The organism is Verrucosispora sp. WMMD1129, from assembly GCF_029581255.1.
Taxonomy (GTDB): domain Bacteria; phylum Actinomycetota; class Actinomycetes; order Mycobacteriales; family Micromonosporaceae; genus Micromonospora; species Micromonospora sediminimaris.
On the sequence record NZ_CP120741.1, the window covers coordinates 3,237,761 to 3,263,997 of the forward strand.

The 26,237-nt window shown below is 72.4% G+C and carries 21 protein-coding genes; 12 read left to right on the forward strand and 9 right to left on the reverse strand.

The features are described from left to right. Positions 1–73 precede the first annotated feature (73 nt). The 4 genes from O7624_RS15060 to O7624_RS15075 form a co-directional block, all read right to left on the reverse strand. A complete protein-coding gene (locus O7624_RS15060; RefSeq protein ID WP_282240458.1) occupies positions 74–1,213 on the reverse strand; it encodes a hypothetical protein in 1,140 nt (379 codons plus the stop codon). Positions 1,214–1,283: 70 nt separating this feature from the next. Continuing rightward, entirely contained in the window at positions 1,284–1,664 is a 381-nt protein-coding gene (locus O7624_RS15065) for a hypothetical protein (protein ID WP_282240459.1), read from the reverse strand. A 62-nt stretch (positions 1,665–1,726) separates the two neighbouring features. Beyond that, positions 1,727–4,318 (reverse strand): ATP-dependent chaperone ClpB, encoded by a 2,592-nt coding sequence (gene clpB / locus O7624_RS15070; RefSeq protein ID WP_282240460.1) that lies wholly within the window; start codon positions 4,316–4,318, stop codon positions 1,727–1,729. A gap of 90 nt (positions 4,319–4,408) precedes the next feature. Then, positions 4,409–5,524 (reverse strand): hypothetical protein, encoded by a 1,116-nt coding sequence (locus tag O7624_RS15075; RefSeq protein WP_282240461.1) that lies wholly within the window; start codon positions 5,522–5,524, stop codon positions 4,409–4,411. 31 nt (positions 5,525–5,555) lie between these two features. Between O7624_RS15075 and O7624_RS15080 the strand changes: the two genes are divergently transcribed. The 3 genes from O7624_RS15080 (at position 5,556) to O7624_RS15090 (ending at position 7,874) form a co-directional block, all read left to right on the forward strand. Next, positions 5,556–6,056 carry a cation:proton antiporter regulatory subunit gene (locus O7624_RS15080; RefSeq protein ID WP_093403757.1) on the forward strand — a complete coding sequence of 167 codons (501 nt, stop codon included), beginning with the start codon at positions 5,556–5,558 and terminating at the stop codon, positions 6,054–6,056. A 6-nt stretch (positions 6,057–6,062) separates the two neighbouring features. Further along, entirely contained in the window at positions 6,063–7,274 is a 1,212-nt protein-coding gene (locus O7624_RS15085) for a cation:proton antiporter (RefSeq protein ID WP_282240462.1), read from the forward strand. Positions 7,275–7,445: 171 nt separating this feature from the next. Beyond that, on the forward strand, positions 7,446–7,874 hold the full coding sequence (locus tag O7624_RS15090) for a hypothetical protein (RefSeq protein ID WP_282240463.1): 429 nt from the start codon (positions 7,446–7,448) through the stop codon (positions 7,872–7,874). Between the two features lie 54 nt (positions 7,875–7,928). Here O7624_RS15090 and O7624_RS15095 read toward each other — a convergent pair whose 3' ends face one another. The 5 genes from O7624_RS15095 to dnaK all read right to left on the reverse strand — a co-directional run bounded on the left by O7624_RS15095 (position 7,929) and on the right by dnaK (position 12,780). Beyond that, complete coding sequence (locus O7624_RS15095) at positions 7,929–8,165, reverse strand: hypothetical protein (protein WP_093403752.1); 237 nt, start codon at positions 8,163–8,165, stop codon at positions 7,929–7,931. 202 nt (positions 8,166–8,367) lie between these two features. After that, positions 8,368–8,805 (reverse strand): MerR family transcriptional regulator, encoded by a 438-nt coding sequence (locus O7624_RS15100; RefSeq protein ID WP_093403750.1) that lies wholly within the window; start codon positions 8,803–8,805, stop codon positions 8,368–8,370. Positions 8,806–8,833: 28 nt separating this feature from the next. Beyond that, positions 8,834–10,009 (reverse strand): molecular chaperone DnaJ, encoded by a 1,176-nt coding sequence (gene dnaJ, locus O7624_RS15105; RefSeq protein WP_282240464.1) that lies wholly within the window; start codon positions 10,007–10,009, stop codon positions 8,834–8,836. Between the two features lie 85 nt (positions 10,010–10,094). Next, the gene (gene grpE / locus O7624_RS15110; protein ID WP_093403746.1) at positions 10,095–10,856 is read right to left on the reverse strand and encodes a nucleotide exchange factor GrpE; all 762 of its coding nucleotides are present in this window, start codon (positions 10,854–10,856) and stop codon (positions 10,095–10,097) included. A 46-nt stretch (positions 10,857–10,902) separates the two neighbouring features. Continuing rightward, on the reverse strand, positions 10,903–12,780 hold the full coding sequence (gene dnaK, locus O7624_RS15115; RefSeq protein WP_282240465.1) for a molecular chaperone DnaK: 1,878 nt from the start codon (positions 12,778–12,780) through the stop codon (positions 10,903–10,905). A 220-nt stretch (positions 12,781–13,000) separates the two neighbouring features. Here dnaK and O7624_RS15120 point away from each other — a divergent pair, with 220 nt between their 5' ends. The 9 genes from O7624_RS15120 (at position 13,001) to O7624_RS15160 (ending at position 26,214) form a co-directional block, all read left to right on the forward strand. Beyond that, on the forward strand, positions 13,001–14,866 hold the full coding sequence (locus O7624_RS15120; protein ID WP_282240466.1) for a GTPase domain-containing protein: 1,866 nt from the start codon (positions 13,001–13,003) through the stop codon (positions 14,864–14,866). Positions 14,867–14,871: 5 nt separating this feature from the next. After that, positions 14,872–16,548: a GTPase gene (locus tag O7624_RS15125; protein WP_282240639.1), complete on the forward strand. Its 1,677-nt coding sequence runs from the start codon at positions 14,872–14,874 to the stop codon at positions 16,546–16,548. A gap of 51 nt (positions 16,549–16,599) precedes the next feature. Continuing rightward, entirely contained in the window at positions 16,600–17,820 is a 1,221-nt protein-coding gene (locus O7624_RS15130) for a hypothetical protein (protein WP_093409105.1), read from the forward strand. Positions 17,821–18,006: 186 nt separating this feature from the next. Further along, a complete protein-coding gene (locus tag O7624_RS15135; protein ID WP_282240467.1) occupies positions 18,007–18,759 on the forward strand; it encodes a hypothetical protein in 753 nt (250 codons plus the stop codon). Positions 18,760–19,392: 633 nt separating this feature from the next. Next, entirely contained in the window at positions 19,393–20,568 is a 1,176-nt protein-coding gene (pdhA, locus tag O7624_RS15140) for a pyruvate dehydrogenase (acetyl-transferring) E1 component subunit alpha (protein ID WP_282240468.1), read from the forward strand. After that, positions 20,568–21,557, forward strand: coding sequence for an alpha-ketoacid dehydrogenase subunit beta (locus O7624_RS15145; RefSeq protein WP_093409117.1), 990 nt, complete (start codon positions 20,568–20,570; stop codon positions 21,555–21,557). Before pdhA ends, O7624_RS15145 begins: the two co-directional genes overlap by 1 nt. 5 nt (positions 21,558–21,562) lie before the next feature. Next, positions 21,563–23,041, forward strand: coding sequence for a dihydrolipoamide acetyltransferase family protein (locus tag O7624_RS15150; protein WP_282240640.1), 1,479 nt, complete (start codon positions 21,563–21,565; stop codon positions 23,039–23,041). A gap of 218 nt (positions 23,042–23,259) precedes the next feature. Next, positions 23,260–23,397, forward strand: coding sequence for a hypothetical protein (locus O7624_RS15155; protein ID WP_165437957.1), 138 nt, complete (start codon positions 23,260–23,262; stop codon positions 23,395–23,397). A gap of 342 nt (positions 23,398–23,739) precedes the next feature. After that, positions 23,740–26,214: a hypothetical protein gene (locus O7624_RS15160; RefSeq protein WP_282240469.1), complete on the forward strand. Its 2,475-nt coding sequence runs from the start codon at positions 23,740–23,742 to the stop codon at positions 26,212–26,214. Positions 26,215–26,237: the final 23 nt, after the last annotated feature.

A 26,237-nucleotide genomic window follows, 5' to 3' on the forward strand; every position in this document is an offset into this window, starting at 1 on the left:
CCGGTCACCTCCCGAGACAGTTCGGCGGGGACGTCGACCATGATCCGGGCAGCCGCTGCCTCCCGCCAACCGGCTACCGGTCGGCGGGATCCGTTCCGCCGGGGGCGGCGGCATCCCCCTGCCCACCATCGCCGGAGGAGGCGGTGGCACCGCCCGGGAAGGTCGGTCCGTCCGACGCGGTTGGCGCGGCCGGCACCGGAGGTGTCTCCGGGACGGTCGGCGAGGTCGCGTGGTGCGGGGGATGCCCGGCCGGACCCGGGCCGCCCTCCGCACCGGGTACGGCGTACCCGGGATGTCCGGGCACCGCATACCCCGCACCGGGCACCCCATACCCCGGTGGCATCGGATACCCAGGCGGCGGATACCCCGGCGGATACCCCGGCGGATACCCCGGCTGCGGTGGATAGCCCAGCGGAAAACCGGGCTGCGGTGGGTAACCGGGCGGGGGCGGATAGCCCGGCGGCGCAGGAAAGGCGGGATAGCCCGTCGGCAAGGCATAGCCGACCAGGTGGGCGTTCGGGATGTCGCGCCCGGCGGGTGGCCAGGTGGCGGCCGGTTCGGCGCGGGGCACGAACCAGCGATGGGCCGGCGGCAGCGCCAGCAGCAGCACTACCGCCGCCGTGAGCAGGAACACCAGCAGCACCCCGAGGCCCGCCAGCGGGAAGAACATCTCGAACGGATTCGGCTGGTCGTACAGCGCCTCGATGAAGTCCGACTCCTGCCAGAATTCGTCGTCCGGCGGCGGCACGTCCTCCGGGTACGACTCATCGATATAAGGCCCCTCGGCCATCGCGAACGCCAGACCGAACGGAATCAGGAACGCGCCGGCACAGCCCTGGGCGACGCAGAGCAGCAGTTGCACGCCACCGGCGACGAAGACCATGACCCGGGCGGTGTTGCTGCCCGCGCGTACCCGGGGCGCGGTCAGGCCCAGCCAGAGCGCCAGCAGCAGGGCGGGAACGCCGAACACCGCCGCCATCATGACGCTGTTCCAGCGCTCCGCGCGTACCTGGTCCGGGTCCGCGTTCGGCACCTGCCGCACCGCCTGGTCAACTGCCTGGTTCCAGTCGATCGCCGCCAACACCAGCAGCGTGACGAGGCCGAGCAGGATCAGCACGGTGGCGAGTTGCAGCCAGAAGGTCACCGTGACGGTGCCGGGACGCGGCGGACGGGGTGGGGGTACGCCTGCCGGAGCTTCGGCGGTCGCGGTCATGTCGCGGACGGTACGGCCCGATCGCAAGCCTCGGCAGCGCCGTTCGGGCGGACTCGTCCCGGCGGACGGATCAAGCTCCGTTGAGTCGCTCGACCGCGTACCCGCCGACCGTGGTGCTTCCCATCACGCAGCCGGTCATGGTGTTCAGCTCCGCCGGGTCTCCGCGCAGCGCCGTCCAGGCCGCCCGCCCGGCCGCCGGGTCGAGCCGTTCCAGCAGGGTGGCGGCGTACACGCGGCCCGCGGAGGTGCCCCCGGTGAGCAGCCGGTCGAGCAGGTCGCGTACCTCCTCCGGGTGGTCGGTCATCGCCGCCGCGACGCGCTGGTACGCCTCGGTCTCGGGCAGCAGCGTGCCCGCGATGCCGACCCCGCCGAACGCCAACGTGCTGGCGTGGCCGAGTTCCGCGACGGCCCTCGCCAACTCCGATTCCTTCTTGCGCCGCATCCCGAACATGTCTCCATCCTCGCCCCGGGAGCCCGCCTCCGCCCGTCGGAGGCGGGCCCGGTGCGACGGGTTCAGCTGGACGTGACCGACAGGCCGTCCTTGCTGTCCCGGAGGTCGACCCGCACCGCGTCGCCGTCGCGGACCTCACCGGCGAGCAGGGCTCTGGCGAGCTGGTCGCCGATCGCCGACTGGACCAGCCGACGCAGCGGCCGGGCACCGTAGATCGGGTCGTACCCGTGCTCGGCGAGCCAGCCGCGGGCGTCGTCGGTGACGTCCAACGTCAACCGGCGGTCGGCGAGACGCCGACCCAGCCGCGCCAGTTGGATGTCCACGATGGCCCGGAGGTCGTCACCGTGCAGGGCGGCGAAGACCACGATGTCGTCGAGTCGGTTGAGGAACTCCGGCTTGAAATGCGACCGGACCGTCGCCAGGACGCCCTCGCGGCGCTGCTCCTCGGCCAACGTCAGGTCGCTGATCACCGCCGAGCCGAGGTTGGAGGTGAGGATCAGGATGGCGTTGCGGAAGTCGACCGTACGCCCCTGGCCGTCGGTGAGCCGACCGTCGTCGAGCACCTGGAGCAGGATGTCGAAGACGTCCGGGTGGGCCTTCTCCACCTCGTCCAGCAGGATCACCGAGTACGGCCGGCGGCGCACCGCCTCGGTGAGCTGGCCGCCCTCCTCGTAGCCGACGTAGCCGGGCGGCGCGCCGACCAGGCGGGCCACGGAGTGCTTCTCGCCGTACTCGCTCATGTCGATGCGGACCATGGCCCGCTCGTCGTCGAAGAGGAACTCGGCGAGCGCCTTGGCCAACTCGGTCTTTCCGACACCGGTCGGGCCGAGGAAGAGGAAACTGCCGGTCGGGCGGTCCGGGTCGGCGACTCCGGCCCGCGCGCGTCGGACGGAATCGGAGACCGCGGCGACCGCCTCGGTCTGGCCGACCACGCGCCCGCGCAGCGACTCCTCCATCCGCAGCAGCTTGGCGGTCTCGCCCTCCAGCAGCCGGCCGGCGGGAATGCCGGTCCAGGAGGCGACGACCGCGGCGATGTCGTCCGCGCCGACCTCCTCCTTGAGCATCGCACCGGCGGACTGGAGTCGCGCCAACTCCTCCTCGGCGGTGGCCAGTTCGGCCTGGAGGGCGGGGATCCGGCCGTACCGCAGTTCGGCGGCGCGTTCCAGCTCGCCGTCGCGCTCGGCCCGTTCGGCCTCGCCACCGAGCCGCTCCAGCTCCTCCTTGGCGGTGGAGAGCTTGGTGATGTGACTCTTCTCCAGTTGCCACCGCTCGGAGAGGGCGGTGAGCTGCTCGCGCTTGTCGGCCAGCTCCTTGCGTAGCCGCTCCAGCCGCTCGGCGGACGCCGCGTCCGGCTCCTTGGCCAGCGCCATCTCCTCGATTTCCAGCCGGCGCACCGCTCGCTCGATCTCGTCCACCTCGACCGGACGCGAGTCGATCTCCATCCGGAGCCGGGACGCGGACTCGTCGACCAGGTCGATCGCCTTGTCCGGCAGGAACCGGTCGGTGATGTACCGGTCGGAGAGGGCGGCGGCGGCGACCAGGGCGGCGTCGGTGATGCGTACGCCGTGGTGCACCTCGTAGCGCTCCTTGAGCCCGCGCAGGATGCCGATGGTGTCCTCCACTGTGGGCTCACCGACCAGCACCGGCTGGAAGCGGCGCTCCAGGGCCGGATCCTTCTCGATGTGCTCGCGGTACTCGTCGAGCGTGGTCGCGCCGACCATACGCAGCTCACCACGGGCCAGCATCGGCTTGAGCATGTTGCCGGCGTCCATCGATCCCTCGCCCTTGCCGGCGCCCACGACGGTGTGCAACTCGTCGAGGAAGGTGATGACCTGCCCGTCAGAGTTCTTGATCTCCTCCAGGACGGACTTCAGCCGCTCCTCGAACTGGCCCCGGTACTGTGCGCCCGCCACCATGGCGCCGAGGTCGAGCGAGACGAGTTTCTTGTCGCGCAGCGACTCCGGCACGTCGCCGGCCACGATCCGCTGTGCCAGGCCCTCGACGATCGCGGTCTTGCCGACACCGGGCTCGCCGATCAGCACCGGGTTGTTCTTGGTACGCCGGGACAGCACCTGGATCACCCGGCGGATCTCGGAGTCCCGGCCGATCACCGGGTCGATCTTGCCGTCCCGTGCGCTCGCGGTCAGGTCCACGCCGTACTTGGTAAGCGCCTGGTAGGTCTGCTCCGGATCGGCGGTGGTCACCCGGCGGTCTCCGCCGCGCACCGTCGGGAAGGCGGCCACCAGGCTCTCCTCGGTGGCACCGGCGGCCTTCAGCGCGGCGGACACGGCCCCGCCGACCCGGGACAGCCCGGCCAGCAGGTGCTCGGTGGAGGTGTACTCGTCGCCCAGCGGGCGGGCGATCTGCTCGGCGGCGCCGATGGCGTTGACGAACTCGCGGGCCAGGGTCGGCTCGGCGATGCTGGAGCCGCGGGCGGCGGGCAGCGCGTCGACGGCCCGCTGGGTGGCCCGGCGCAGCTCGGTCGGGTCGGCCCCGACGGCGCGCAGCAGGCCGGCAGCGGTCGAGCCCTCGGTGTCCAGCAGCGACAACAACAGGTGCCACGGCTCCACCGTGGCGTGCCCGCGCTGGTTGGCCAGGGCGACGGCACCGGTGATGGTCTCGCGGCTCTTGGTGGTGAGGCGTTCGGTGTTCATGGGCTCCCCTGGATCGGCGTGTCCACTGGTACCGACAGAACCAGAGTTGAGTCTATTCCGCTCAACCTAGGGGACGTGACCTGAGTCACATCAGTCGCTCACCAGGTTGATCGCGACCCAGCTTCGTTCGGCGTACTGGCCGGCGCCGAGCAGGACACCCTGCGGCCCCGCCGCGAAGAGCGTGCCGTCGGGCAGCAGTCGGAGGGAGTGCTCGGCCGTGACCGGCCAGGGCAGGTCCAGGTACCGACCGCCGACGACGGCACCCGCGCCGCGTGGGCTGATCACCGCCGCCGTGCTGCCACCCAGCGGCACCACCCGCCCGGTTTCCGGGCCACCGTCGACCGACACCGGCAACCAGCCCGGACCCCGCGAGACCCAGAGCGCCGGAAGGGCCGTCCGTTCGGGTCGCTCACCGACCAGCCACCGCTCGTCCTGCGTCATCGCCACGCGCAGCACGCTCACCTGCCCCTCAGGTGGCGGCAGCGGGTCCAACTCCCAGCTCCGGCCATCGTCCCAGGACGTCGCGACGGACGGCCTGCCGTTCTCGGTGAGCCCCGCGACAGTCGGCGGGTGATAGGACCCGGCAAACAGTTGCCCGCCGCCGCCGATCGTCTGCACCACCGGCACTGGCGGCTGGGTACGCAGCGCGCGCAGCCTTCGACCGTCCCAGCGACCGATCTTGCCCGAGCCCTCGATGACCTGAAACTGCCCCTGAGCCTGCCGCCAGCTGGCCGGAGCCGCCTCTCCCGGGCTGTGTCGGAAGGTCTCGCCGCCGTCGGTCGAGGTCCACCAACCGTGCGGCTCGGCCCAGAGGGCGAGCACCTCGACGGTGGCGTACATCTGTTGGTTGCCTGCCACCGGTCTCGGGTGGCGCAGCGACTGCCAGGACCGGCCGCCGTCGCGGGTCGACCAGAGCAGGGCGGGGCACTCCGGGCCACCGGGCGGGCGGCCGTCGCAGGCAGCGAAGAGGGCGTACCCGCGCTGGGCGTCGACAAATTCGACGTACGGCTGGTCGTACCGCTCGGAGACCGCGAGGCGGGTGGTGCGGGTCTCCGCGACGGGCCTCGGTGCCGGCGGCGCGGAGGCGCTGTCCGACAGCGTCGGCTCGGGTGCCGGAGCGGTACGACGCACGTCACCGATCGAACAGCCGGCAAGTGTCATCACCAGCGCGGACAGGAGCAGTAGGCGGGCCTGACGCGAGGTCATTCGGCCTCCGACGCGAGAGTAGCCTGGGCGCGTGCGAGTACGTGTCGAACAGACTGCCTTACCGGGGATCGGCGTACGTCATGACATGATGACGGAATCCGGCCGGCGGTTGGGGGTCGTCTCTCACCGCAGCGGTCGCCGCGACCTCGTCCTGTACGACCCGGACGACCCGGACGGCTGCTCGGCGGACATCCCACTCACCGACGACGAGGCGGGGGCGCTGGCCGACATCCTGGGTGCGTCGCTGATCCTCGGGCAGCTCTCCGGGCTGCGCGAACAGGCCGCCGGCCTGCTCACCGAACAGATCGCCGTCCCGGCCTCCTCCACCTATGTCAACCGGCCCCTCGGTGACGCGAAGGTGCGCACCCGCACGGGAGCCTCGATCGTGGCGATCCTGCGCGCCGGCGAGGTGATCGTTTCGCCGAGTCCGACCTTCCGCCTCGCCGCCGGCGACGTGCTCGTCATCGTCGGCAACCGGCAGGGCCTGGACGGGGCGAGCGCGATCTTCGCCGCCGACGATCCCGCCGGCTGAGCCCCGATGCACGACTTCAGCACCCTGCTCATCGAGGTCGGCGGGCTGCTGTTCCTGCTCGGGCTGCTCGGCCGGCTGGGCCGCCGGGTCGGGCTCTCGCCGATTCCGTTCTATCTGCTGGCGGGGCTGGCCTTCGGTCACGGCGGCGTGCTGGAGTTGAGCGCCAGCGAGGAGTTCTTCGCGATCGGCGCCGAGATCGGTGTGATCCTGCTGCTGGTGATGCTCGGACTGGAGTACTCCGCCGACGAACTCGTCGGCAGCCTGCGGTCGGCCGCGCCGGCAGGACTGCTCGACGCGCTGTTGAACGCGCTGCCCGGTGCGGCATTCGCGCTGCTGCTCGGTTGGGGTTGGGTGGCTGCGGTGGTGCTCGGCGGGATCACCTGGGTCTCGTCCTCGGGGGTGATCGCCAAGGTGCTGGCCGACCTGGGCCGACTCGGTAACCGGGAGACCCCCGTGATCCTCTCCGTGCTGGTGGTCGAGGACCTCGCGATGGCCTTCTACCTGCCGCTGCTGACCGCTCTGCTGGCCGGAGTCGGATTCGTCAAGGGCGGTGTCTCCCTCGCCGTCGCGGTGCTGACCGTGATCGCGGTGCTGGTGATGGCCCTTCGTTATGGGAACGTCCTCTCCCGGGCGTTGTCGGCCGGCAGCGCCGAGGCACTGCTGCTCGGGGTACTCGGACTGACCCTGCTGGTGGCCGGAGTAGCCGCGAAGTTGCAGGTGTCGGCGGCGGTAGGCGCGTTCCTGGTCGGCATTGCGCTCTCCGGGCCGGTCGCCCACCATGCCACCGAGCTGCTGACTCCGCTGCGGGACCTCTTCGCCGCCGTGTTCTTCGTCTTCTTCGGCCTCGCCACCGATCCACGGCACATCCCACCGGTGCTGCTACCGGCGCTGCTGCTCGCGCTGGCCACCATGGGAACCAAGACGCTGACCGGCTACCTGGCCGCCCGGCGGGCGGGCATCGCCGAACCGGGCCGCTGGCGTGCCGGCCTGGCGCTGGTACCCCGGGGCGAGTTCTCCATCGTCATCGCCGGAATCGCGGTGGCCTCCGGCACCGTCTCACCGAAGCTGGCGGCACTGGCGGCGACGTACGTGCTGATCACGGTCGTCACCGGGCCGGTGCTGGCCCGGCTGCCCGACCTCGCCTGGTTCAAGGGTTGGCTACGGGCCCGGGCTGCGGCGCAGCGGGTCCGGGCTGCGACCGCGTCGAACCGGGCGTGAGCGTCGGACCAGCCGATTTCACCGTCCGGAGGGCCCGTGTCGACCAAGAGATGCCGAATTGCTTCCCGTAGGGGCTACCGGTACTCACCGGTACCGCGTTAACGTGTCGCCCCAGCAGCCAGGGTTCGCGGTGGGCGGACGCCCCCGCGGGCGAGAGCGGAAGGTTGGCCGGTGAGCGTGCAGGAGTCAGCGTTCCACGGCTTCGCCAACCCCGTCGACCCAACCCCGGCGGAGTTGCGAGCGTGGGCTTACCACCCCGATTCCGTCCCGTTGACGTCGATGCCGCCGGACTGGGACCTGCTGGTCTCCGGTGACCGGTTGGTGATGACGCTGTTCGACCTCGCCATGGACACCCGCTGTCCGGCGCGCCGGTTCGCGCTGCACTGTCTCTACATCTACGCCGCCGACGGGATCCGGACGAACTTCCGGGCACATCCGAAGCGTCGCTTCCGGAAGCTGGTCGACCAGGCCGAGCGCAACGGCGACGAGATGATGCGCAACTGGGCGCACAACAGTCGGGTACTGCTGACCCGACCGGAGCTTTTCGTGTACCGGGAGTGGTGCGAGGGCGGGCTGGTGCGGGAGAACCGCCGACTCTGAACGCCGAACGGGCCGGGACCCCCCGTGGCTCCCGGCCCGCACGTCGGCGGATCGTCAGCGCGACCCGCCCCGCTCGCGACGGTGCTGATCGCTGCGTGCCTGGCCGGCGCCATGGCCGACCCGGCCGCTGTCCGCGGCGACCCGATCGCCCCGGCCGCTGAACCTGCCGGCCTGGATCTGGTCGGAGAAGCGTCCCTTGGTGATCCGGTCGAACCGGTGCTGGACGTTCTCAGCCAGGTCGTCGAGGCGTTGCTCCGTCTCCTCGGCCACCTTCCTCGCCGATTCCGTCATGGCTCCCCCCGCCAGATCGGAGTCCGGATTGAGATGGTTTAGACCTGATTTCTGAAGACTAGTCGAGACAACCTGTCTCTCGCTCGGGTTTGCGGAAACACGAGCGGCGCGGCGGCTGCGGACAAGCAGCGGCGCGGCGGCTGCGGCCAAGCGAAAGGGGTGTGGCCCACTCGGAGCCACACCCCTCTCGCCGTGGCGGGCGTCAGCGCCCGGAGCTGCGTCGGGGACGCCAGACCACCAGGGCGGTCGAGGTCTGGTTGGTGGGGACGAGATCCCGACCGGGAAAGCGGGCCAGCGACTCCAGCTCGGCCATCCGGCGGTACGCGGCGTCGAGTTCCGCCTCCAGCTGGGCGACCCGCTGCTGTGCCTGCTCCAGCAGTCGCTCCAGCCCGATGATCCGCTTGATCCCGGCGAGGTTGACGCCGTCGTCCTGGCTGAGCCGCTGCACCTCGCGCAGCAGCACCACGTCCCGGACGCTGTACCGCCGCCCACCACCGGCCGCCCGGCCGGCCTGCACCAGGCCGAGCCGGTCGTACTGGCGCAGCGTCTGCGGGTGCATGCCCGCCATCCGCGCCGCAACCGAGATCATCAGCACCTTGGCCTCGTATGCCGGGTCATCCGAGCCGACGAACCCGTCCATCCCGCTCACCTCCGCACCGCTTCACCGATCAACCGAACCGACGCACCCGCGCGTCGAGATGTTCCCGCGCCGCCGGCGGAGTCTGCTCGGCGAACGTCTCCAACGCGGCCCGCGCCTCGTCCGAGATCCGCGCCGGCACCACGACGTCCAGGGTGACCAGCAGATCGCCCTGCTGGCCGTCCCGGCGGCTGACCCCCTTGCCCCTGGCCCGCAGGATGCGACCGCTCGGCGTACCCGGCGGCACCCGCAGGGTCACCGGACCATCGAGCGTCGGCACCCGCAGGTCGGTGCCGAGGACGGCCTCCGCGAACGTGATCGGCACGGTCAGGGTGAGGTCGTCGCCGGTACGCCCGAAGACCTCGTCCGGGCGAACCTTCACGTGCACGAACAGGTCACCCGCCGGACCGCCGCGCTCACCCGGCTCGCCTCGGCCGGCCAGCCGGATCCGCTGGCCGTCGGCCACCCCGGTGGGAAACCGGACGTTGAGCGTACGGGTCTTGGTGACCCCGCCGGTGCCCTGGCACTCCGGGCACTTCTCGTCCACCACCGTGCCCACGCCCTGACAGTTGCGGCAGGGCTCGGAAAAACTGAACGCACCCTGGTTCCGGTTGGTGACCCCGGCACCGTGGCAGACCGGGCAGGTGCGCGGCGCGGTGCCAGGCTTGGCACCGTTGCCGTGGCAGGTGTCGCAGACACCGGGCGCGCGCAGCGTCAGCGGCAGGGTCACGCCGCGCACCGCGTCGTCGAAGTCGAGCGCCACCTCGGTCTCGATGTCCCGCCCTCGGGCCGGACCCGGCGCGCCCGCACCCCCGCCACCACCGGAGAAGATCGAGCTGAACAGGTCGGAGATGTTGCCACCGGCGAACCGGCCACCACCCGGCTGCGCGCCACCGAACAGGTCGGAGACGTCGAACGGCGCACCACCCGGCTGGCCGCCCTGGCGGGCACCACGCCGGAACGCGCCCGAGCCGAAGAGCGAGCGCATCTCGTCGTACTCGCGGCGCTTGGCGTCGTCGCCGAGCACCGCGTACGCCTCGGACACCGCTTTGAAGCGTTCCTCGGCCTTTGCGTCGCCGGGGTTGTGGTCCGGGTGCGACTCGCGGGCCAGCTTGCGGTACGCCTTCTTGATCTCATCAGAGGGAGCGGTTTTCGCCACGCCCAGGACCGCGTAGTAGTCCTTCTCGATCCAGTCCTTCGAACTCACCCGTTCACCTCCTCCCCACCTCCGGGCCCGGTCCGCCCCGCCCACCGGGTTTCGGCGAGCGGGGCGGCCGGATCACCGTCGCGCACTATTCCGGGTCGGCGACCGCGACCAGCGCGGGCCGCAGCAGTCGCTCGCCGACCTGGTAGCCCCGGCGCATCACCTGCACGCAGGTCGGCTCGGTGACGTCGGACGAGGTCTGGTGGGCCACCGCCTCGTGCCGCGTCGGGTCGAACGGATCGCCCTGCTCACCGAACGGGGTCAGCCCGAACTTGCCCAGCGCGGTGATGAGCTGCTCGGCCACCGAACCGAACGGGCCGACCAGATCGCCATGCTCCCGGGCCCGGTCGAGATCGTCCAGGATCGGCAGCAGCGCGGCGAGCACGGACCCGGTGGCCTGCTCGGTGACCAGGCCACGGTCGCGCTCGACCCGCTTGCGGTAGTTGGCGTACTCGGCCGACACCCGCTGCACGTCGCGGGTGCGTTCGTCCAGCTCGGCGCGGAGCGCCTCCAGCTCGGCGCCCAGCCCACCTGCGGTCGGCTCGGTCGGCTCCCCGACCGGCTGTGCCGGCGCGTCCACGACCGGCGGACCCTCGGTGGAGGCGTCGCTGAGCGCGCTCGCCTCGACCTCGATCGAGTCGACCACGACCTCGGCCTCCTCGACCAGGCCCTCCGCTGGCACGTCCGGTCCGGCGTCCGCCGCCGTACCGTCGGGTTCGCGGATCTGACTGATCTTGCGGTTGTTGCGGATGACGACCCGCGGCGCGTCGCCGGTGGCCGGCTCGGACGCCGAGCCACCCGGCGCCGACCCGGTGTCACCCGGGTCGGCGGCTCGTGGCTTCTCCGTCATACGACTACCTCATCCCTCTGCCCGTGCGTTCGGGTGGCCAGGACCGTCACTTCTTGTCCTCGTCCACGATCTCCGCGTCGACCACGTCGTCCGCACCGGGACGGGCGCCGCCGGCCTGCGCGCCACCGGTCGCGTCGGCGCCGCCGGCCGCACCGGGACCGGCCTCGCCGCCGGCCTGGGACTGCTCGGCCTGCTGGGCGTAGAGCAGCGAGCCCGCCTCCTGGGAGACCTGCGCGAGCCGCTCGTGCGCCGACTTGATCTTCTCCATGTCGCTGCCACCGAGAGCGCCACGCAGCTCGCCGAGGGCCTCGTTGAGCTTCTCGCGGTTCTCGGCGGGGAGCTTCTCACCGTTCTCGGCGAGGAACTTCTCGGTCTGCCACTGCAGGGCCTCGGCCACGTTGCGGGTCTCGGCCTCCTCGCGGCGGCGCTTGTCCTCCTCCGCGTGCTCCTCGGCGTCCCGGCGCATCCGCTCGATGTCGTCCTTCGGCAGCGAGGAGCCGCCGGTGATCGTCATCTTCTGTTCCTTGCCGGTGCCCAGGTCCTTGGCGTGGACGTTGACGATGCCGTTGGCGTCGATGTCGAAGGTGACCTCGATCTGCGGCACGCCACGCGGGGCCGGCGGAAGGCCGGTCAGCTCGAAGGTGCCGAGCTTCTTGTTGTACGCGGCGATCTCACGCTCGCCCTGGAAGACCTGGATCAGCACCGACGGCTGGTTGTCGTCGGCGGTGGTGAACACCTCGGAGCGCTTGGTCGGGATGGTGGTGTTGCGCTCGATGAGCTTGGTGAAGATGCCACCCTTGGTCTCGATGCCCAGGCTCAGCGGCGTCACGTCGAGCAGCAGGACGTCCTTGACCTCGCCCTTGAGCACGCCGGCCTGAAGTGCGGCGCCCACGGCGACGACCTCGTCCGGGTTGACGCCCTTGTTGGGCTCCTTGCCGGTGAGCTGCTTGACCAGGTCGGTCACGGCCGGCATCCGGGTCGAGCCACCGACGAGGATCACGTGGTCGACGTCGGAGACCTTGATCCCGGCGTCCTTCACGGCCTGCTCGAACGGGCCCTTGCAGCGGTCCAGCAGATCCTGCGTCATCCGCTGGAACTCAGCCCGGCTGAGGGTCACGTCCAGGTGCAGCGGGCCGGCGGCACCGGCGGTGATGTACGGCAGGTTGATGTTGGTGGTGGTGGCGGCGGAAAGCTCGATCTTGGCCTTCTCGGCGGCCTCCTTGAGCCGCTGCATCGCCATCTTGTCCTGCGACAGGTCGATGCCGTGCTCACCCCGGAAGGTCTTCACCAGGTGGTCCATGATCCGCTGGTCCCAGTCGTCACCACCGAGGAGGTTGTCACCGCTTGTCGACTTGACCTCGATGACGCCCTCGGCCAACTCCAACAGCGACACGTCGAAGGTGCCGCCACCGAGGTCGAAGACCAGGACGGTCTGCTCCTTGGAGCCCTTGTCCAGCCCGTACGCCAGGGCGGCCGCGGTCGGCTCGTTCACGATCCGCAGCACGTTGAAGCCGGCGATCTCGCCAGCCTCCTTGGTGGCCTGCCGCTGGCCGTCGTTGAAGTAGGCCGGGACGGTGATCACCGCGTCGGTGATCTGCTCGCCCAGGTAGGCCTCGGCGTCCCGCTTGAGCTTCATCAGCGTCCGGGCCGAGATCTCCTGCGGGGTGTACTTCTTGCCGTCGATGTCGACGGACCAGTTGGTGCCGATCTCCCGCTTGACCGAGCGGATCGTCCGGTCCGGGTTCGTCACCGCCTGGCGCTTGGCGACCTCACCGACGAGCACCTCGCCGTTACGGGCGAACGCGACGATCGACGGGGTCGTCCGCGAGCCCTCAGCGTTGGCGATGACGGTGGGCTCACCGCCCTCCAGAACGCTGACGCAGGAGTTCGTCGTGCCGAGGTCGATACCGACCGCACGTGCCATCTTCGCTTCCTCGCTTCGTTACGTTGAGCAGGTGACGGGCCCTCCCGTCCCGCTGCGCGGCACCTGCCGTCCGCAGCGACCCCACCTCAAGTTGAGTGAACTTGACTCAATAGTGCCACGCCCCCGGAAATCGTCAAGTCAGGGTTGAGTCGGATCGGCGCAACTCGGCAGTCCTACCGACCGGTTGTCTTACCTTGTGTCGGTCGGGCACGCTTTAGCGGTGACGACGCATGGCGATTCCGCCTCACCGTCCGGCGCGCCCGCCGTCGCAGCCCGCACCGGGTCCACCGGCGCCGGCGAGGACCGGCCCGCGCCCACCGGGGACGACACCCTGCCAGACGCCCTGACCAGCCTGCGCGCCGCGATCGGGGCGGCCCGGTTCCCGCTGGCCCTGCCCTCGGCCGAGCTGGCCGCGCGCACCGTCGCCGCCCTCGCCGACCAGCTCGACGACTACCTGCTGCCCCGCCTGACCCGCCTCGACGCTCCGCTGCTTGTGGTGGTCGGCGGATCCACCGGCGCCGGCAAGTCGACCCTGGTCAACAGCCTGGTGCAGGCCCGGGTCAGCGCCGCCGGGGTGTTGCGGCCGACCACCCGGTCTCCGGTACTGGTCTGCAACCCGGCCGACTCGGCCTGGTTCCGCCGGGGGGAGCTGCTGCCCGGGCTGACCCGCACCAACCAGCCCAGCGACGATCCCCGCACCCTGCATCTGGTCACCGCCCCGGCGCTCCCGCCGGGGCTGGCGTTCCTGGACGCCCCCGACATCGACTCGGTGGTCGACGCCAACCGGGCCCTGGCCAACCAGCTGCTCGCCGCCGCCGACCTCTGGCTCTTCGTCACCACCGCCGCCCGGTACGCCGACGCCGTCCCCTGGGAGCTGCTGCACAACGCCCGGGCCAGGGGCGCGGTACTCGCCCTGGTGCTCAACCGGGTGCCGGCGGAGGCGACCGACGAGGTGGCCGCCCATCTCGCCGAGATGCTCGCCGAGCAGGGTCTCGACGCCGCGCCGCTGTTCGTGCTCCCGGAGACCTGGGTCGACGGGCAGGGGCTGCTACCGGGCCGCAGCACCGCGCCGCTGGCCGACTGGTTCGCCCGGCTCGCCGCCGACGCGGAGGCTCGCTCGGCAGTGGTCCGGCAGACGCTGGGCGGCGCGCTGGCCCTGCTGCAACCGACCGTCGAGAGCCTGGCGCTCGCCGTTGACGAGCAGGTCGCCGCCGCCGACGCGCTGGACGACCGGGTACGTGCGGCGTACCGGGCCGCGAACCGGACCGTCGACCAGGGGCTGCGCGACGGTCGACTGCTCCGTGGCGAGGTGCTCGCCCGTTGGCAGGAGTTCATCGGCACCAGCGACCTCTTCCGCACCCTTGAGGCACGGATCGGCCGGCTGCGGGACCGCGTCATGGCCGCCTTCTCCCGACGCCCGGTCCCCGCCGTCGAGCTGCGGGACGCGATCGAGTCGCAGCTTGTCACCCTGCTACGGGGGGTGGCCGCCGAGGCGGCCGAGCACGCGTACACCGGATGGAAGGCGCACCCGGCCGGCGCGGCCCTGCTCGAACCCGACCTCGCCCACCATGCCACCGACCTGCCGCAGCGCGCCGAGCGCCTGGTCCGTGACTGGCAGCGCGGCGTGCTGGAACTGGTCCGGGCCGAAGGTGGCGACCGGCGCTTCGTGGCGCGGACCGCGGCGTACGCGGTGAACGCCACCGGGCTGGCCGTGATGATCGCTGTCTTCGCCTCCACCGCCTTCATCCCGACCGGGCTGGAGGTCGCCACCGGCGCCGGCACCACCCTCGCCGGTCAGGCGGTCCTTCAGGCGATCTTCGGTGATCAGGCCGTGCGTACGTTGGCCAGAAAGGCCCGGGAGGACCTGCTGGAGCGGGTGACGGTGCTGCTGGACGACGAGGCCACCCGCTATCTCGCCCGGACCAGGCAGGCCCGACCGCCGGCCCGGAACGCGACGGCGCTGCGTCAGGCGGCCGAACGGGTGGAGGCGGCCCGGTTGGGCAGCGGCTTCGCCGACGCCGCACCCGTGCTCAGCGCCCAGACGACGGGCGTCGACGCCCAGCTGACCGATGGGGAGCGGCCGTGACCGGCATGGGCGGACGCCTCCGCGAGGCGTTGCGAATCGCCGACGGGCGGGTGGACGCCGACCAACTTGTCGCCCGGCTGGAGGCGGTACGGCGGTTCCTCGGCATCGTCGACGGCCACCTGCCGGACACTCCGTTGGTGCCGGCCCGCACCCTTGTCGAACGTGCGGGGACCCGGCTGGCGCTCTCCCGCGACCACACCGTGGTGGCACTGGCCGGAGCCACGGGCAGCGGCAAGTCGAGCCTGTTCAACGCGATGGCCCGGATGGACCTCTCACCCGTCGGGGTACGCCGACCCACCACCGGTGTCACGCACGCCTGCGTGTGGGGCCCGCTCGACGGGGGCACCCGGCTGCTCGACTGGCTCGGCGTGCTGCCCCGCCACCGCTTCGTCCGGGAGAGCCTGCTCGACGGCGAAGACGAGTCCACGTTGCATGGGCTGATCCTGCTCGACCTGCCGGACTTCGATTCCGTCGACCACTCGCACCGGCTTGAGGTGGACCGGCTGCTCGGCCTGGTGGACCTGGTGGTCTGGGTGGTCGACCCGCAGAAGTACGCCGACCGGGTGATGCACCGAAGCTACCTCCGCGAGTTCCACCGGCACCGGGACGTGACAGTGGTCGTGCTCAACCAGACCGACCGGCTGCCGCCCGCCGAGGTGCCCCGGGTCCTGGCCGACCTGCGCCGCCTGCTCGACGCGGATGGGCTGGACGGGGTACCGCTGCTGGCCACCACCGTCGCCGACCCGGAGGGCCCGGAGCGGCTGCGGGCGGCGCTGGAGCGCACCGTCGCCGAACGCCAGGCCGCGCTGCGTCGTCTCTCCGGTGACGTGGACACCGTCGTCGCCGCGCTGGACGACATGGTCGGCGCGCCCCGCACCGCACTCGCCGCCGACGATCCCGCGGTCACCGCGCTGGACCGTGCCCTGTGCCGGGCAGCCGGAGTGCCGACCGTCGTGGCGGCGGTCGAGCAGGCGTACCGGCATCGCGCCGCAGCAGCCACCGGCTGGCCGTTGCTGCGGCTCTGGCGGCGACTGCGGGCCGATCCGCTGCGCCGGCTGCACCTGCCCGACCGGCGGACCGGTGGTGACCCGGCGGAGAGCCTGGTGGCCGCCACCTCCGTACCCGAGCCCAACGCGGCCGACAAGTCCGCACTGGCCCTGGCCCTGCGGACGGTGGCCGAGCGGGCCGGGGACGGGCTGCCGAACGCCTGGCCTGACGCGATGGCCGCAGCTGCCCGGTCCCGCCTCGGTGACCTGCCGGACGCCTTGGACGGCGCGCTCGCCAGCACCGACCTCGGCGTCGACCGTCCTCGTGCGTGGTGGCGACTTGTGGGTGGGGTGCAGTGGCTGGTGACGTTCGCCGCGGTGGCCGGGCTGGGCTGGCTGGTCCTCGGCTACGCGGTGCGGGCTCTCGGGTTGCCGGAGTTGCGGCACCCGATGGTAGGTGAGGTACCGGTGCCGACCCTGCTGCTGCTCGGCGGGTTGCTGACCGGGTTGGTCGTGGCGGCCCTGACCCGCCCGCTGGTCAGGTGGGCCGCCCGGCAGGCCCGTCACCGGGCGGAGGCGCAGCTGACCCGGGCCGTCGCCAGCGTCGGCGAACAGCAGGTGCTGGCCCCGGTGCGGGCCGTCATCGCCGCGCACGCCGACGCACGCACCGTCCTCGAGGTTGCCCGACACCGCTGACCCGGCCGCTGAACGTTCCTGGACACCGCGCGATCGGCGTAGGGTCGGGTCATGGCCACGCCACAGACCCCCTACGACGCGGTGCTGCACGCCGCACGCGACGTGACCAAGCTCGACTCGGCCCTCGACGCGGAGATGCTCGGTGCGGCCCTGCTCGGCAGCGTGTACGAGGTCGCCGAGACGGACCGGGAGGCGGCGGTACGCGACTTCGTGGGCGACTTCCTCGCCGCCACCTCCAGACGACGGGCGGTCGCGGCGACGACGGTCCGGGCCGTCTTCGCGGCCCTGGTGCCGGACGCGGCCGGCGCGGACCGGGTCCGTCCCGGCGCGACGGCACCGGCCTGGTCCGGGCAGCTCGGCAAGGTGCACGTCACCGGCACCTGGTCGTACGGCGACGTGTACGGCGACCAGACCTCCTACCTGGCGACGTTCGCCTACGACGACGCGACCGGGGGGCCGGAACACGCCCTGGTCGCCCTGATCGACCACAACATCGGCATCACCAAGGACGTGTTCGTCGGCGGGCCGGCGGGCCGGATCCTGGAGCAGGTCCGACAGTTGTGCGCCGAAGACGAGTTGACCTGGTTCCGGGAGGAGAGCCCGACCCGGATGCGCGACGAGGTGAGCCGGCATCTGGCCGTCACCGACCATCTGGGTCAGCTACCCGGTGCCGCCTCGCTCGCCACCGACCGGGCGCTGGTCGGGGCTCGGCTGGCGGTCCTGCCGGCCACGACCGCACCACCGCCCCGGCAGGCCGACGACCCGTTGCCCGATGCCGAGCGGGCCGCGGAGATCCGCCGGTTCCTGGGCTCGCCGGACGCCGCCCGGGCCGGACTGGACGCGGTCGACGACGCCGAACTGGCCTCACTGCACTTCTGCCTGGGGCTGCTGCTCGACCACGCGGCCACCTTCCCCGACGCCGACCCGCTGCGGTGGAGCCCGACCGTCGCCGGGCTCTTCCTGCTCGACTGGGTGCACCGTCGGGCCGTGCTCGACATGGACGACGCGGCGATGCTGCCCCGGGTGCTGCGCGCCTGGGCCGGATACGCGGCGCACCGGCGTGGGCTGCCCGATTCGGCAGCCGCCGCCACGGACGCCGCGATCGAGGAGATGGTGCCGGAGTTCGTCCGGCTCTACGCGACCGGCGAGCGTCGCAGCCCGGCCACTGCCGCGGTGGCCCAGTTGATGGCCGACGGCATCGACCCGGATGACCCGGCGGCCCTGGACGCCTGGATCGAGGCCAACCGACACCGCCTCGCCGACGACGGCTGACCCGCACCCAACGCTCACCGAACCGTCCGCGTCCGGCACCGCCCGTCGAGCCGGCACCGCCCGTCGAGCCGGCACCGCCCTTGGAGCCGGCGGCGGGCCGGCAGTGCCCTCGCAGGCGGAACGCGCCCGGGCGCGGGCGCTGCCGGTGCGCTCGGATGTGCCGGAGAACAGCAGCTCCATCACGAGGTGGTCGGCGGGGGCTCCGGCGCGGACCCACCGCCGCCCGGGGTGGCCGGCGGACCGCCCGGCGCGGTCGGATCGGCGGACGCGGAAGGGCCGCTGGACGTACTCGGGTCGGTCGTCGGCGACGGGTCACTCGACGTGGTCGGTTCGGCAGACGCGGTAGGACCGTCCGAGGGGCCCGGGTCGGCGGACGCCGATGGATCACTCGACGCGGTCGGACCGGCGGACGCGGAGGGATCGGTCGACGGGACCGGGCCCGCGGTAGGCGGGTCGTTGGACGCGGTCGGTTCGACCGGATCGCTCGGGGCAGCCGAGGCGGTCGGCGGGTCCGGATCGGCGGTCGGCGTGGGCGAACCGCTCGTCGGGTTCGGCGACGGTGACCGGGTCGGGGTGGGCGCCGGGCGAGGGGCCGGGGTGCTGGTGGGCGGCCGGGGAGCCGGAGCGGTGGCCGGCGCCTCGGGGCGACGGGACGGCGGGTGCTCGACCGGGGTGCCGACGATCGTCAGTCGTTGCGTCGGCACCACTGGGTTGACCGGCGGTGCCGCCGGCTCGACCGAGGGCACCGCGGTCGCGGTGGCCGTCGGCGAACCGGTGGGCGGCGGCGGGACCACCACCGGACCGATGGAGGGCGTCGGGATGAACGGCGTACTGCCGTCCGGCAGTGCCGTGCTGCCGACCGTCGCGGAGCCGGTGCTGATCGCGGCGAGGACCGGCATCGAGGCCGTGCCGGCGAGCAGCGCCACCGTCAGCAGATAGCCCCGGCTGGGGCCTGCGGTACGCACGGCGCGGTGCGCACCCACGACGGGGCGGTAGCCGGACGCCCGGTGCCGGCCGAGGATCGGCGTCCCGGGACCTTCACCTGGTTCGGACACCACGCGCTCCTCGTCGTCGCCCCTGGTCAGGGCCGCCCGATGGGTACCCTGGCGAGCCGCCGAGGTTGGATCCGGCCCGCGCGATCAGCCTGGGGCAGTGACTCTGCGTCAGCCAACCCCCTACCGCGTGTCGACATGCTTATCTGGCCGAATGGTGACGAACCATCACCGGAACGGTCGCGCGTCGATCGGCCGGACACTCCGGCGCTTCAGGTAACGAAGCGGGCCGGCCACCGGATGCGGGGCGGGCGGGGTGTGGGACGCCTCACCTCTGATGCGAAACTGGAGGCACGGCGGCAGCGCAGCCGCGACCTCCGCGCACCCACGCGGTAGGCGCGACTGGGCACCGGCGCTCCCGAACCGGGTTCGGCCAGAATCCGGCTCATGCCGCGCGGCAGCCCCTACCGGGGTCAGGCGCGGCCGCCAGGAACCATCCCGGCACCAGCCGGGACGGGCGCACGAGTCGCGCGGCCGGGTGACCCCCCGGTGCCGACGCAGACACGACAGGGAGAGACGGATGGCAAAGGGCGACCCCGGGGCCCCGGCCCGCGGCCGGCGAGCCGCACCCCGATCCAGGAAGGCCATCACCGGCGATCCGGAGCTGGTGCAGTTGCTCACGCCCTCCGGCGAGCGGATCGAGAGCGTGACCGGCCCGGACGGCACCGAGTACCGCGTCGACTTCACCGACGAGGAGTACCGCGGCCTCTATCGCGACCTGGTGCTCGTCCGGAAGCTGGACGCCGAGGCGACGGCCCTGCAACGGCAGGGCGAGCTGGGCATCTGGGCGAGCCTGCTCGGCCAGGAGGCGGCGCAGGTCGGTTCTGGCCGGGCGCTGCGTACGCAGGACATGGCGTTCCCCACCTACCGCGAGCACGGCGTGCTCTACTGCCGTGGCATCGACCCGATCATGCCGCTGGGCCTGTTCCGCGGGGTCGACCAGGGTGGCTGGGACCCGAACGAGTTCAAGTTCAACATGTACACGATCGTGATCGGGGCGCAGACCCTGCACGCCACCGGTTACGCCATGGGCGTCGCGATGGACGGCAAGACCGGCACCGACGACGGCGAGGCGGTGATCGCCTACTTCGGCGACGGCGCCACCAGCCAGGGTGACGTCAACGAGGCGTTCGTCTGGGCCGGCGTGTTCAACTCCCCCCTGGTGTTCTTCTGCCAGAACAACCAGTACGCCATCTCCGAGCCGCTGGAGCGGCAGACCCGCATCCCCCTCTACCGGCGGGCCGCCGGTTTCGGGTTCCCCGGCGTCCGGGTCGACGGCAACGACGTGCTGGCCACGTACGCGGTGACGCGGCACGCGCTGGACAACGCCCGGCACGGGCAGGGCCCGAGCCTGATCGAGGCGTACACCTATCGGATGGGCGCACACACCACCTCCGACGACCCGACCCGCTACCGGATCGCCAGCGAGGTCGAGGCGTGGCAGGCCAAGGACCCGATCGCCCGGATGAAGGCGTTCCTGGAGCGGGAGAAGATCGCCGACGCCGGGTTCTTCACGGAGGTCGACGAGCAGGCCCGCCGGGAGGCGGTGGACCTGCGTGAGCGGGTGCTCGCCATGCCGAACCCGGAACCGGACACCATGTTCGACCACGTCTACCCCAACGGGTCGCCGCTGCTCGACGAGCAGCGCGCACAGTTCAGCCGGTACCTGGAGTCGTTCGAGGGGAGCGCGCACTGATGGCCACGGAGACGCTCACCCTCGGCAAGGCCCTCAACGCCGGCCTGCGCAAGGCACTGGAGAACGACCCGAAGGTCGTCATCATGGGCGAGGACGTCGGCAAGCTCGGCGGCGTCTTCCGGATCACCGACGGGTTGCAGAAGGACTTCGGCGACCAGCGGGTGATCGACACCCCGCTCGCCGAGTCGGGCATCATCGGCACCGCGGTCGGCCTGGCCATCCGCGGCTACCGCCCGGTCTGCGAGATCCAGTTCGACGGATTCGTCTACCCCGCGTACGACCAGATCGTGTCGCAGGTCGCGAAGATGCACTACCGCTCGCGGGGCAAGCTCAACATCCCGATGGTGATCCGGATCCCGTTCGGCGGCGGCATCGGCGCGGTGGAGCACCACTCCGAGTCGCCCGAGGCGTACTTCGCGCACACCGCCGGGTTGAAGGTGGTCTCCTGCGCCAGTCCGCAGGACGCCTACGTGATGATCCAGCAGGCCATCGCCTCGGACGACCCGATCGTGTTCCTGGAGCCGAAGCGGCGTTACTGGGAGAAGGGGCAGGTCGAGCTGGACGCTCCGCTGTCCGAGGCGTACCCGCTGCACGCCTCCCGGGTCGCCCGGGCCGGCACCGACGCCACCCTGCTCGCGTACGGTCCGATGGTGCGTACCTGCCTCGACGCGGCGACCGCCGCCGCGGAGGACGGGCGGAACCTGGAGGTCATCGACCTGCGCACGCTCTCCCCGCTGGACCTCGGGGTGGTGTACGAGTCGGTGCGGCGTACCGGCCGCGCGGTGGTGGTGCACGAGGCACCGTCCAACCTGGGCATGGGTGCGGAGATCGCGGCCCGGATCACCGAGGAGTGCTTCTACTCGCTGGAGTCGCCGGTGCTGCGGGTGGCCGGCTTCGACACCCCCTACCCGGCAGCCCGGGTGGAGGAGGAGTACCTTCCCGACCTCGACCGGGTGCTCGACGCCGTCGACCGCACCTTCGGCTGGTGAGCGGCATGTCACGGATCAAGGAATTCAACCTGCCCGACCTGGGCGAGGGCCTGACCGAGGGTGAGATCCTCGCCTGGCTGGTCAAGGTGGGCGACACGATCGAGCTGAACCAGCCGATCGTCGAGGTGGAGACGGCCAAGGCGGCCGTGGAGATTCCGGCGAAGTGGGCCGGCCAGGTCCAGGCGATCTTCCACCCGGAGGGCTCCACGGTCGAGGTCGGCACCCCGATCATCGCGATCGACACCGACCCGGGCGCCGGTCCGGTGGAGCAGTCCACCACTGGTGCGCCCACCACCGACCTGCCCGCCCCGTCGGCGGCGTCGTTGGCCGCCGTCGAGGTCGCGCCGACCGAGGGTGCGGTCGAGCCGGGCCTGATCGGCGGTCCCGCCCCGGGGGGCCGTACCGCCGTTCTCGTCGGTTACGGTCCGCGCACCACGGCGGCGAAGCGCCGCCCCCGCAAGGACACGACCCCGGCCGCGGCCGCACCGGCGGCGCCGATGCCGGCCGCACCGGTCCAGGTCGGCCCGGCGCGGGTCGTTCCGGCACCGGTCCAGCCCACGTCCGTGCCAACGGTCAACGGTAATGGTCGGAGCGGCGGACCGGTGCTGGCCAAGCCGCCGGTCCGCAAGCTCGCCAAGGACCTGGGGGTCGACCTGGGCATGCTGACCGGGTCCGGTCCGTCGGGCTCGATCACGCGGGAGGACGTACAGCGGGCGGCGGCCCCGGCGGCGGCCGAACCGGTGGCGGTCACCACCTCGGCCAGCTCGGCCGCGAGCTTCGGCGCGGACCGCGAGCAGCGCATTCCGGTCAAGGGCGTACGCAAGCTCACCGCCGAGAACATGTCCCGCTCGGCCTTCACCGCTCCGCACGTCACCGAGTTCCTGACCGTGGACGTGACCCGAGCCATGAAGGCGCTGGACCGGCTGCGCGGGCGACGGGAGTGGCGTGACGTGCGGGTCTCGCCGCTGCTGCTGGTCGCGAAGGCGGTGCTGCTGGCGGTCCGGCGGCATCCGCTGGTCAACTCCAGTTGGGCCGGCGACGAGATCGTCGTCAAGGAGTACGTCAACCTCGGCATCGCGGCGGCCACCGAGCGCGGTCTGATCGTGCCGAACATCAAGGACGCCGGCCGGTTGACCCTGCGCGAACTCGCCGACGCGATGACCGACCTGGTGCAGACCGCCAAGGCCGGTAAGACCTCGCCGGCCGACATGTCCGGCGGCACTCTGACGATCACCAACGTCGGGGTGTTCGGGGTGGACACCGGTACGCCGATCCTGCCTCCGGGCGAGTCGGCGATCCTGGCCTTCGGTGCGGTTCGCGAACAGCCCTGGGTCCACAAGGGCAAGGTCAAGCCGCGCCTGGTCACCACGCTCGGCCTCTCCTTCGACCACCGGATCATCGATGGTGAGCTGGGTTCGAAGTTCCTCCGCGACGTGGGCGACTTCCTCGCCGATCCGGAGGCGGCCCTGCTCGCCTGGACCTGACGCGCGACGACGGCGACGGCCGGTGTGCCACGGGTTGACGCCCGGCACACCGGCCGTAATCGTTTGGCGAAGAAAGAGTTGCCATCAGGTATTGCTTACCTAAGATTCTTAGGCTGGTGGCTCAGCTCACCTAATAATCGCTGGCAAAGCGGGGCGCGGTGCGCTTCAATGGAGGGGACGACGGGACGACAACCGAATAGCCCAGGAGGAGAGACACCATGAGCATGATCGAGCGAATCCGCAACCGCCGCGACGCCAGCCGCCGCGCCCGCGCCATCGAGCGGGCCCTGCGCTCCGCCAGTTCGCCCGCGGTTCGCGACGAGATCCTCGCCATCGCCCAGCGTCACATGCACTGACGCCACACGACGTTATCCGCCTCCTCCAGATCGACGACCCGCCCGGGCGAACCGGGCGGGTCGTCGGCGTTGCGACCGCCGCTGACACCGGGATACCGCCCCGACGCAGCGCCCGGTACGGTGGGGCTCGGTCGTCGTCCGCACTCGGGGACAGGTCGAGGCGATAGAAGCACCTCGACACCGCCCGGCGACGGACAGTGATGGCCGAAGCTCCCCGGAAGCCCACCGGCGGCGACCGGGATACGGTGCGGGGAGCCGGCACAGCCGGTACGCCGGCACCGCCGGCTGCCCTGCCGAGACCATCGGCGACGGCGGCCGACATGTGATGAGGGAGGCGCACGCATGACGTCCGAGGGCCCGCACCGCCCCGGCCAGGAGCCGGACGAGGTGCCGCCGGGCGGCGGCGGATCGGCGCCGTACGGCGACCGACCGGCTCAGCAGGACAACGGGTACGGCGCATCCGCACCCGACCTCGGTTGGGCGCCGCCACCACCCGCCCGCCCGGACACGTCCGCACCAGCCTGGGTCAACCAGCAGGGCAACGCGTGGGGCAGCGCCCAGGCGACCCGGCAGGCGGAAGCCACACCCGGCAGTTGGGACCAGCCCGCCGGCAACCAGCCGGACTGGGCGTCCCAGGGAGACCAGCCGCAGCAGCCCGCCCCCGGCTGGGCACCGGCCACACCGCCCACATCGGATCGGCCGGCCTGGGCAAACGGCGCCCAGGCCGGACCCGCCTGGGCCACGGATCCCGCCACTGGGGACACCGCGCACCCCGCCGAATGGACGCCGAACCAACCGGCCACGAGTCAGCCCGACTGGGCTGCCAACCAACCGGCCACGAGTCAGCCGGGCTGGGCCGGCGAGCAGCCCGCCCCGGGCCAGTCCCACCCGGCAGCGGCCACCGGGTGGGCCGGTGGCCAGCAGCCTGACTGGGCCGCCGCGCCGAGTGCCGACGACCAGACTCCCGGCTGGGCCTCGACCGCAGGTCAGCCCCAGCCGACCCAGCCGACCTGGGCGCAGGCCGACCAGCCGCCCCCCGCCCGCGAGCCGGCAGCCCGGGCCAGCGCCCAGGTACCGGCCCCGGACGCGGGCCAGCAGCAGCGGCCCACCGACGGGTCGTCACGCGCCGAGGCATGGCCGCCCGAGCAGCCGGAGCAGTCCGGTTGGGCGACCGGCCAGCGAGGGGAGCCGGCCGGGGGCGGTTGGGCCGAGCAGCCGGCCGAGGGCTGGCACCCAGGCGGTGACCGGCCGGCGCAGCCCGACTGGGCCACGCCCGCACGGGAGGAGTCGACCGGCTGGGCCGGAGGCAATCCGGCTGCCGGCCCGCCACCGTCCTGGAGCCCGTCCGCCGAGCCGCTGCCGTCCCGCACCGCCGCCGATCGGTCCGCCGTGCCGGACGTCGAGCCGTGGGCACCCGGTGAGGCATGGGGTCAGGCGGCGGAGCCTGCCGCACCCCGAACCACCTCCGAACCCGACGCAGGCCGGTCCGAGGACGCGGTCTACCAGCCCGCGCCCGGCCCGGGTATTTCCCCCGCCAACATGGTGCCGTTGCCTCCGCAGGAGCAGCGGGTGCCGGGGGCCAGCCTGGCCGCCACACCGCCTGCGGACTTCGCTCAGCCCACGCCGTTCACCGACGACCCGGCCGGACCGCCTGGCCGCCCGGTCGCCGACCAGCCGGCCGGCGGCCCGGCCTGGGGTCACCCCGAGCCCCGGCACGACGAGCCGCAGTCGCCGGTCATCCCGGCGCCGCGTACCTCTCCGGAGGCCGAGGGCCGCGCCGCGCCGCCAGCCGGCGGCGGTGTCGCGGCGAGCGCCTCCGTGCCACTGTCCAGCCGGGTCATGCCCCCGGCCGACCACGCGGTTCGCCCGACCGGTTCGCCCGCGCCACAACCACGGGTGTACGGCCGGCCGGCCCGTCCCGAGCACACCGAGGAACCGGCCCAGGAGCACGGCGAGCAACCCCTGGTGCCCCGCTTCGACCAGAGCCCGGGGCGGTTCGACGTCGACCAGGCTGGGGCGCGCGGCGATCAGGGCCCGGATCGGTTCGAGCAGACCCCGGAGCCCCGCTTCGCCGACCGGGAGCCGTCGATGGGCGGGCCGAACGCCTTCGCCGGACCGGCCGCCCCGGCTTCGCCAGCTGCTCCACCCGCCTTCCCGCCGGGGATACCGTCCTTCATCGACGCGCCTCCGGCGAACCGGCCGGTCAACGGCGTACGGCCGCACGCCGAGCCGGAGCGTCCGGCCGACCCGTTCGGCGGCGCACCGCGTGACCCGTTCGGCGGGCCGGGCAACGATCCGTTCGGTGGGCCGTCCGAGCGCCCGGGCGGCGCCTACGGCTCTCCCGTCCGGTCCGAGCCGGGCGGCGAGCACAACTCGGCGTTCCCCCCGCCGCCGCAGTCCGCACCCCCGTGGAGCCCGGGTCCGGGCGAGGCCGAGCAGGGTCGCTTCGACGCGTTCAAGCCGGTCGCTGAGCCGGCGCCGGAAACCCCGGCACCGAAGGTACGCAACGGGCGGGTACTCGCCGCGGTGCTGGTCGCCGCCGTGCTCATCCTGGCCATTCCGCTCGGCCTGCTGATGCTCCTCGGCATGGTCGGTGGATCGGACGACTCGAATGCCTTCGACCCCCCGGTCGGCTCGTGCGTCAAGCGTTCCGGCGACACCGCCGTGGCGGTCGACTGCGCCGATCCGGAAGCCTTCAGCGTGGTGTCCAAGGTCGAGTCGAAGGACAAGTGCCCCGACCCGGCCATGCCCTACGTGGACCTCCGCGGCGCCACCGCCAACCCGGTGCTCTGCCTGAAGGAGGCAACCGGCGGCTGATCCGTCGCACACTCGACGGCGGG

What these genes read in the sequence shown, in the direction of transcription:
- dnaK (WP_282240465.1), bottom strand. Translation starts at nt 12,780, where the DNA reads ATGGCACGTGCGGTCGGTATCGACCTCGGCACGACGAACTCCTGCGTC.
- O7624_RS15130 (WP_093409105.1), top strand. Translation starts at nt 16,600, where the DNA reads ATGGCCACGCCACAGACCCCCTACGACGCGGTGCTGCACGCCGCACGC.
- O7624_RS15075 (WP_282240461.1), bottom strand. Translation starts at nt 5,524, where the DNA reads ATGACCTCGCGTCAGGCCCGCCTACTGCTCCTGTCCGCGCTGGTGATG.
- O7624_RS15095 (WP_093403752.1), bottom strand. Translation starts at nt 8,165, where the DNA reads ATGACGGAATCGGCGAGGAAGGTGGCCGAGGAGACGGAGCAACGCCTC.
- O7624_RS15145 (WP_093409117.1), top strand. Translation starts at nt 20,568, where the DNA reads ATGGCCACGGAGACGCTCACCCTCGGCAAGGCCCTCAACGCCGGCCTG.
- grpE (WP_093403746.1), bottom strand. Translation starts at nt 10,856, where the DNA reads ATGACGGAGAAGCCACGAGCCGCCGACCCGGGTGACACCGGGTCGGCG.
- O7624_RS15060 (WP_282240458.1), bottom strand. Translation starts at nt 1,213, where the DNA reads ATGACCGCGACCGCCGAAGCTCCGGCAGGCGTACCCCCACCCCGTCCG.
- O7624_RS15160 (WP_282240469.1), top strand. Translation starts at nt 23,740, where the DNA reads ATGACGTCCGAGGGCCCGCACCGCCCCGGCCAGGAGCCGGACGAGGTG.
- O7624_RS15085 (WP_282240462.1), top strand. Translation starts at nt 6,063, where the DNA reads ATGCACGACTTCAGCACCCTGCTCATCGAGGTCGGCGGGCTGCTGTTC.
- clpB (WP_282240460.1), bottom strand. Translation starts at nt 4,318, where the DNA reads ATGAACACCGAACGCCTCACCACCAAGAGCCGCGAGACCATCACCGGT.
- O7624_RS15155 (WP_165437957.1), top strand. Translation starts at nt 23,260, where the DNA reads ATGAGCATGATCGAGCGAATCCGCAACCGCCGCGACGCCAGCCGCCGC.
- pdhA (WP_282240468.1), top strand. Translation starts at nt 19,393, where the DNA reads ATGGCAAAGGGCGACCCCGGGGCCCCGGCCCGCGGCCGGCGAGCCGCA.
- O7624_RS15125 (WP_282240639.1), top strand. Translation starts at nt 14,872, where the DNA reads ATGGGCGGACGCCTCCGCGAGGCGTTGCGAATCGCCGACGGGCGGGTG.
- O7624_RS15065 (WP_282240459.1), bottom strand. Translation starts at nt 1,664, where the DNA reads ATGTTCGGGATGCGGCGCAAGAAGGAATCGGAGTTGGCGAGGGCCGTC.
- O7624_RS15150 (WP_282240640.1), top strand. Translation starts at nt 21,563, where the DNA reads ATGTCACGGATCAAGGAATTCAACCTGCCCGACCTGGGCGAGGGCCTG.
- O7624_RS15100 (WP_093403750.1), bottom strand. Translation starts at nt 8,805, where the DNA reads ATGGACGGGTTCGTCGGCTCGGATGACCCGGCATACGAGGCCAAGGTG.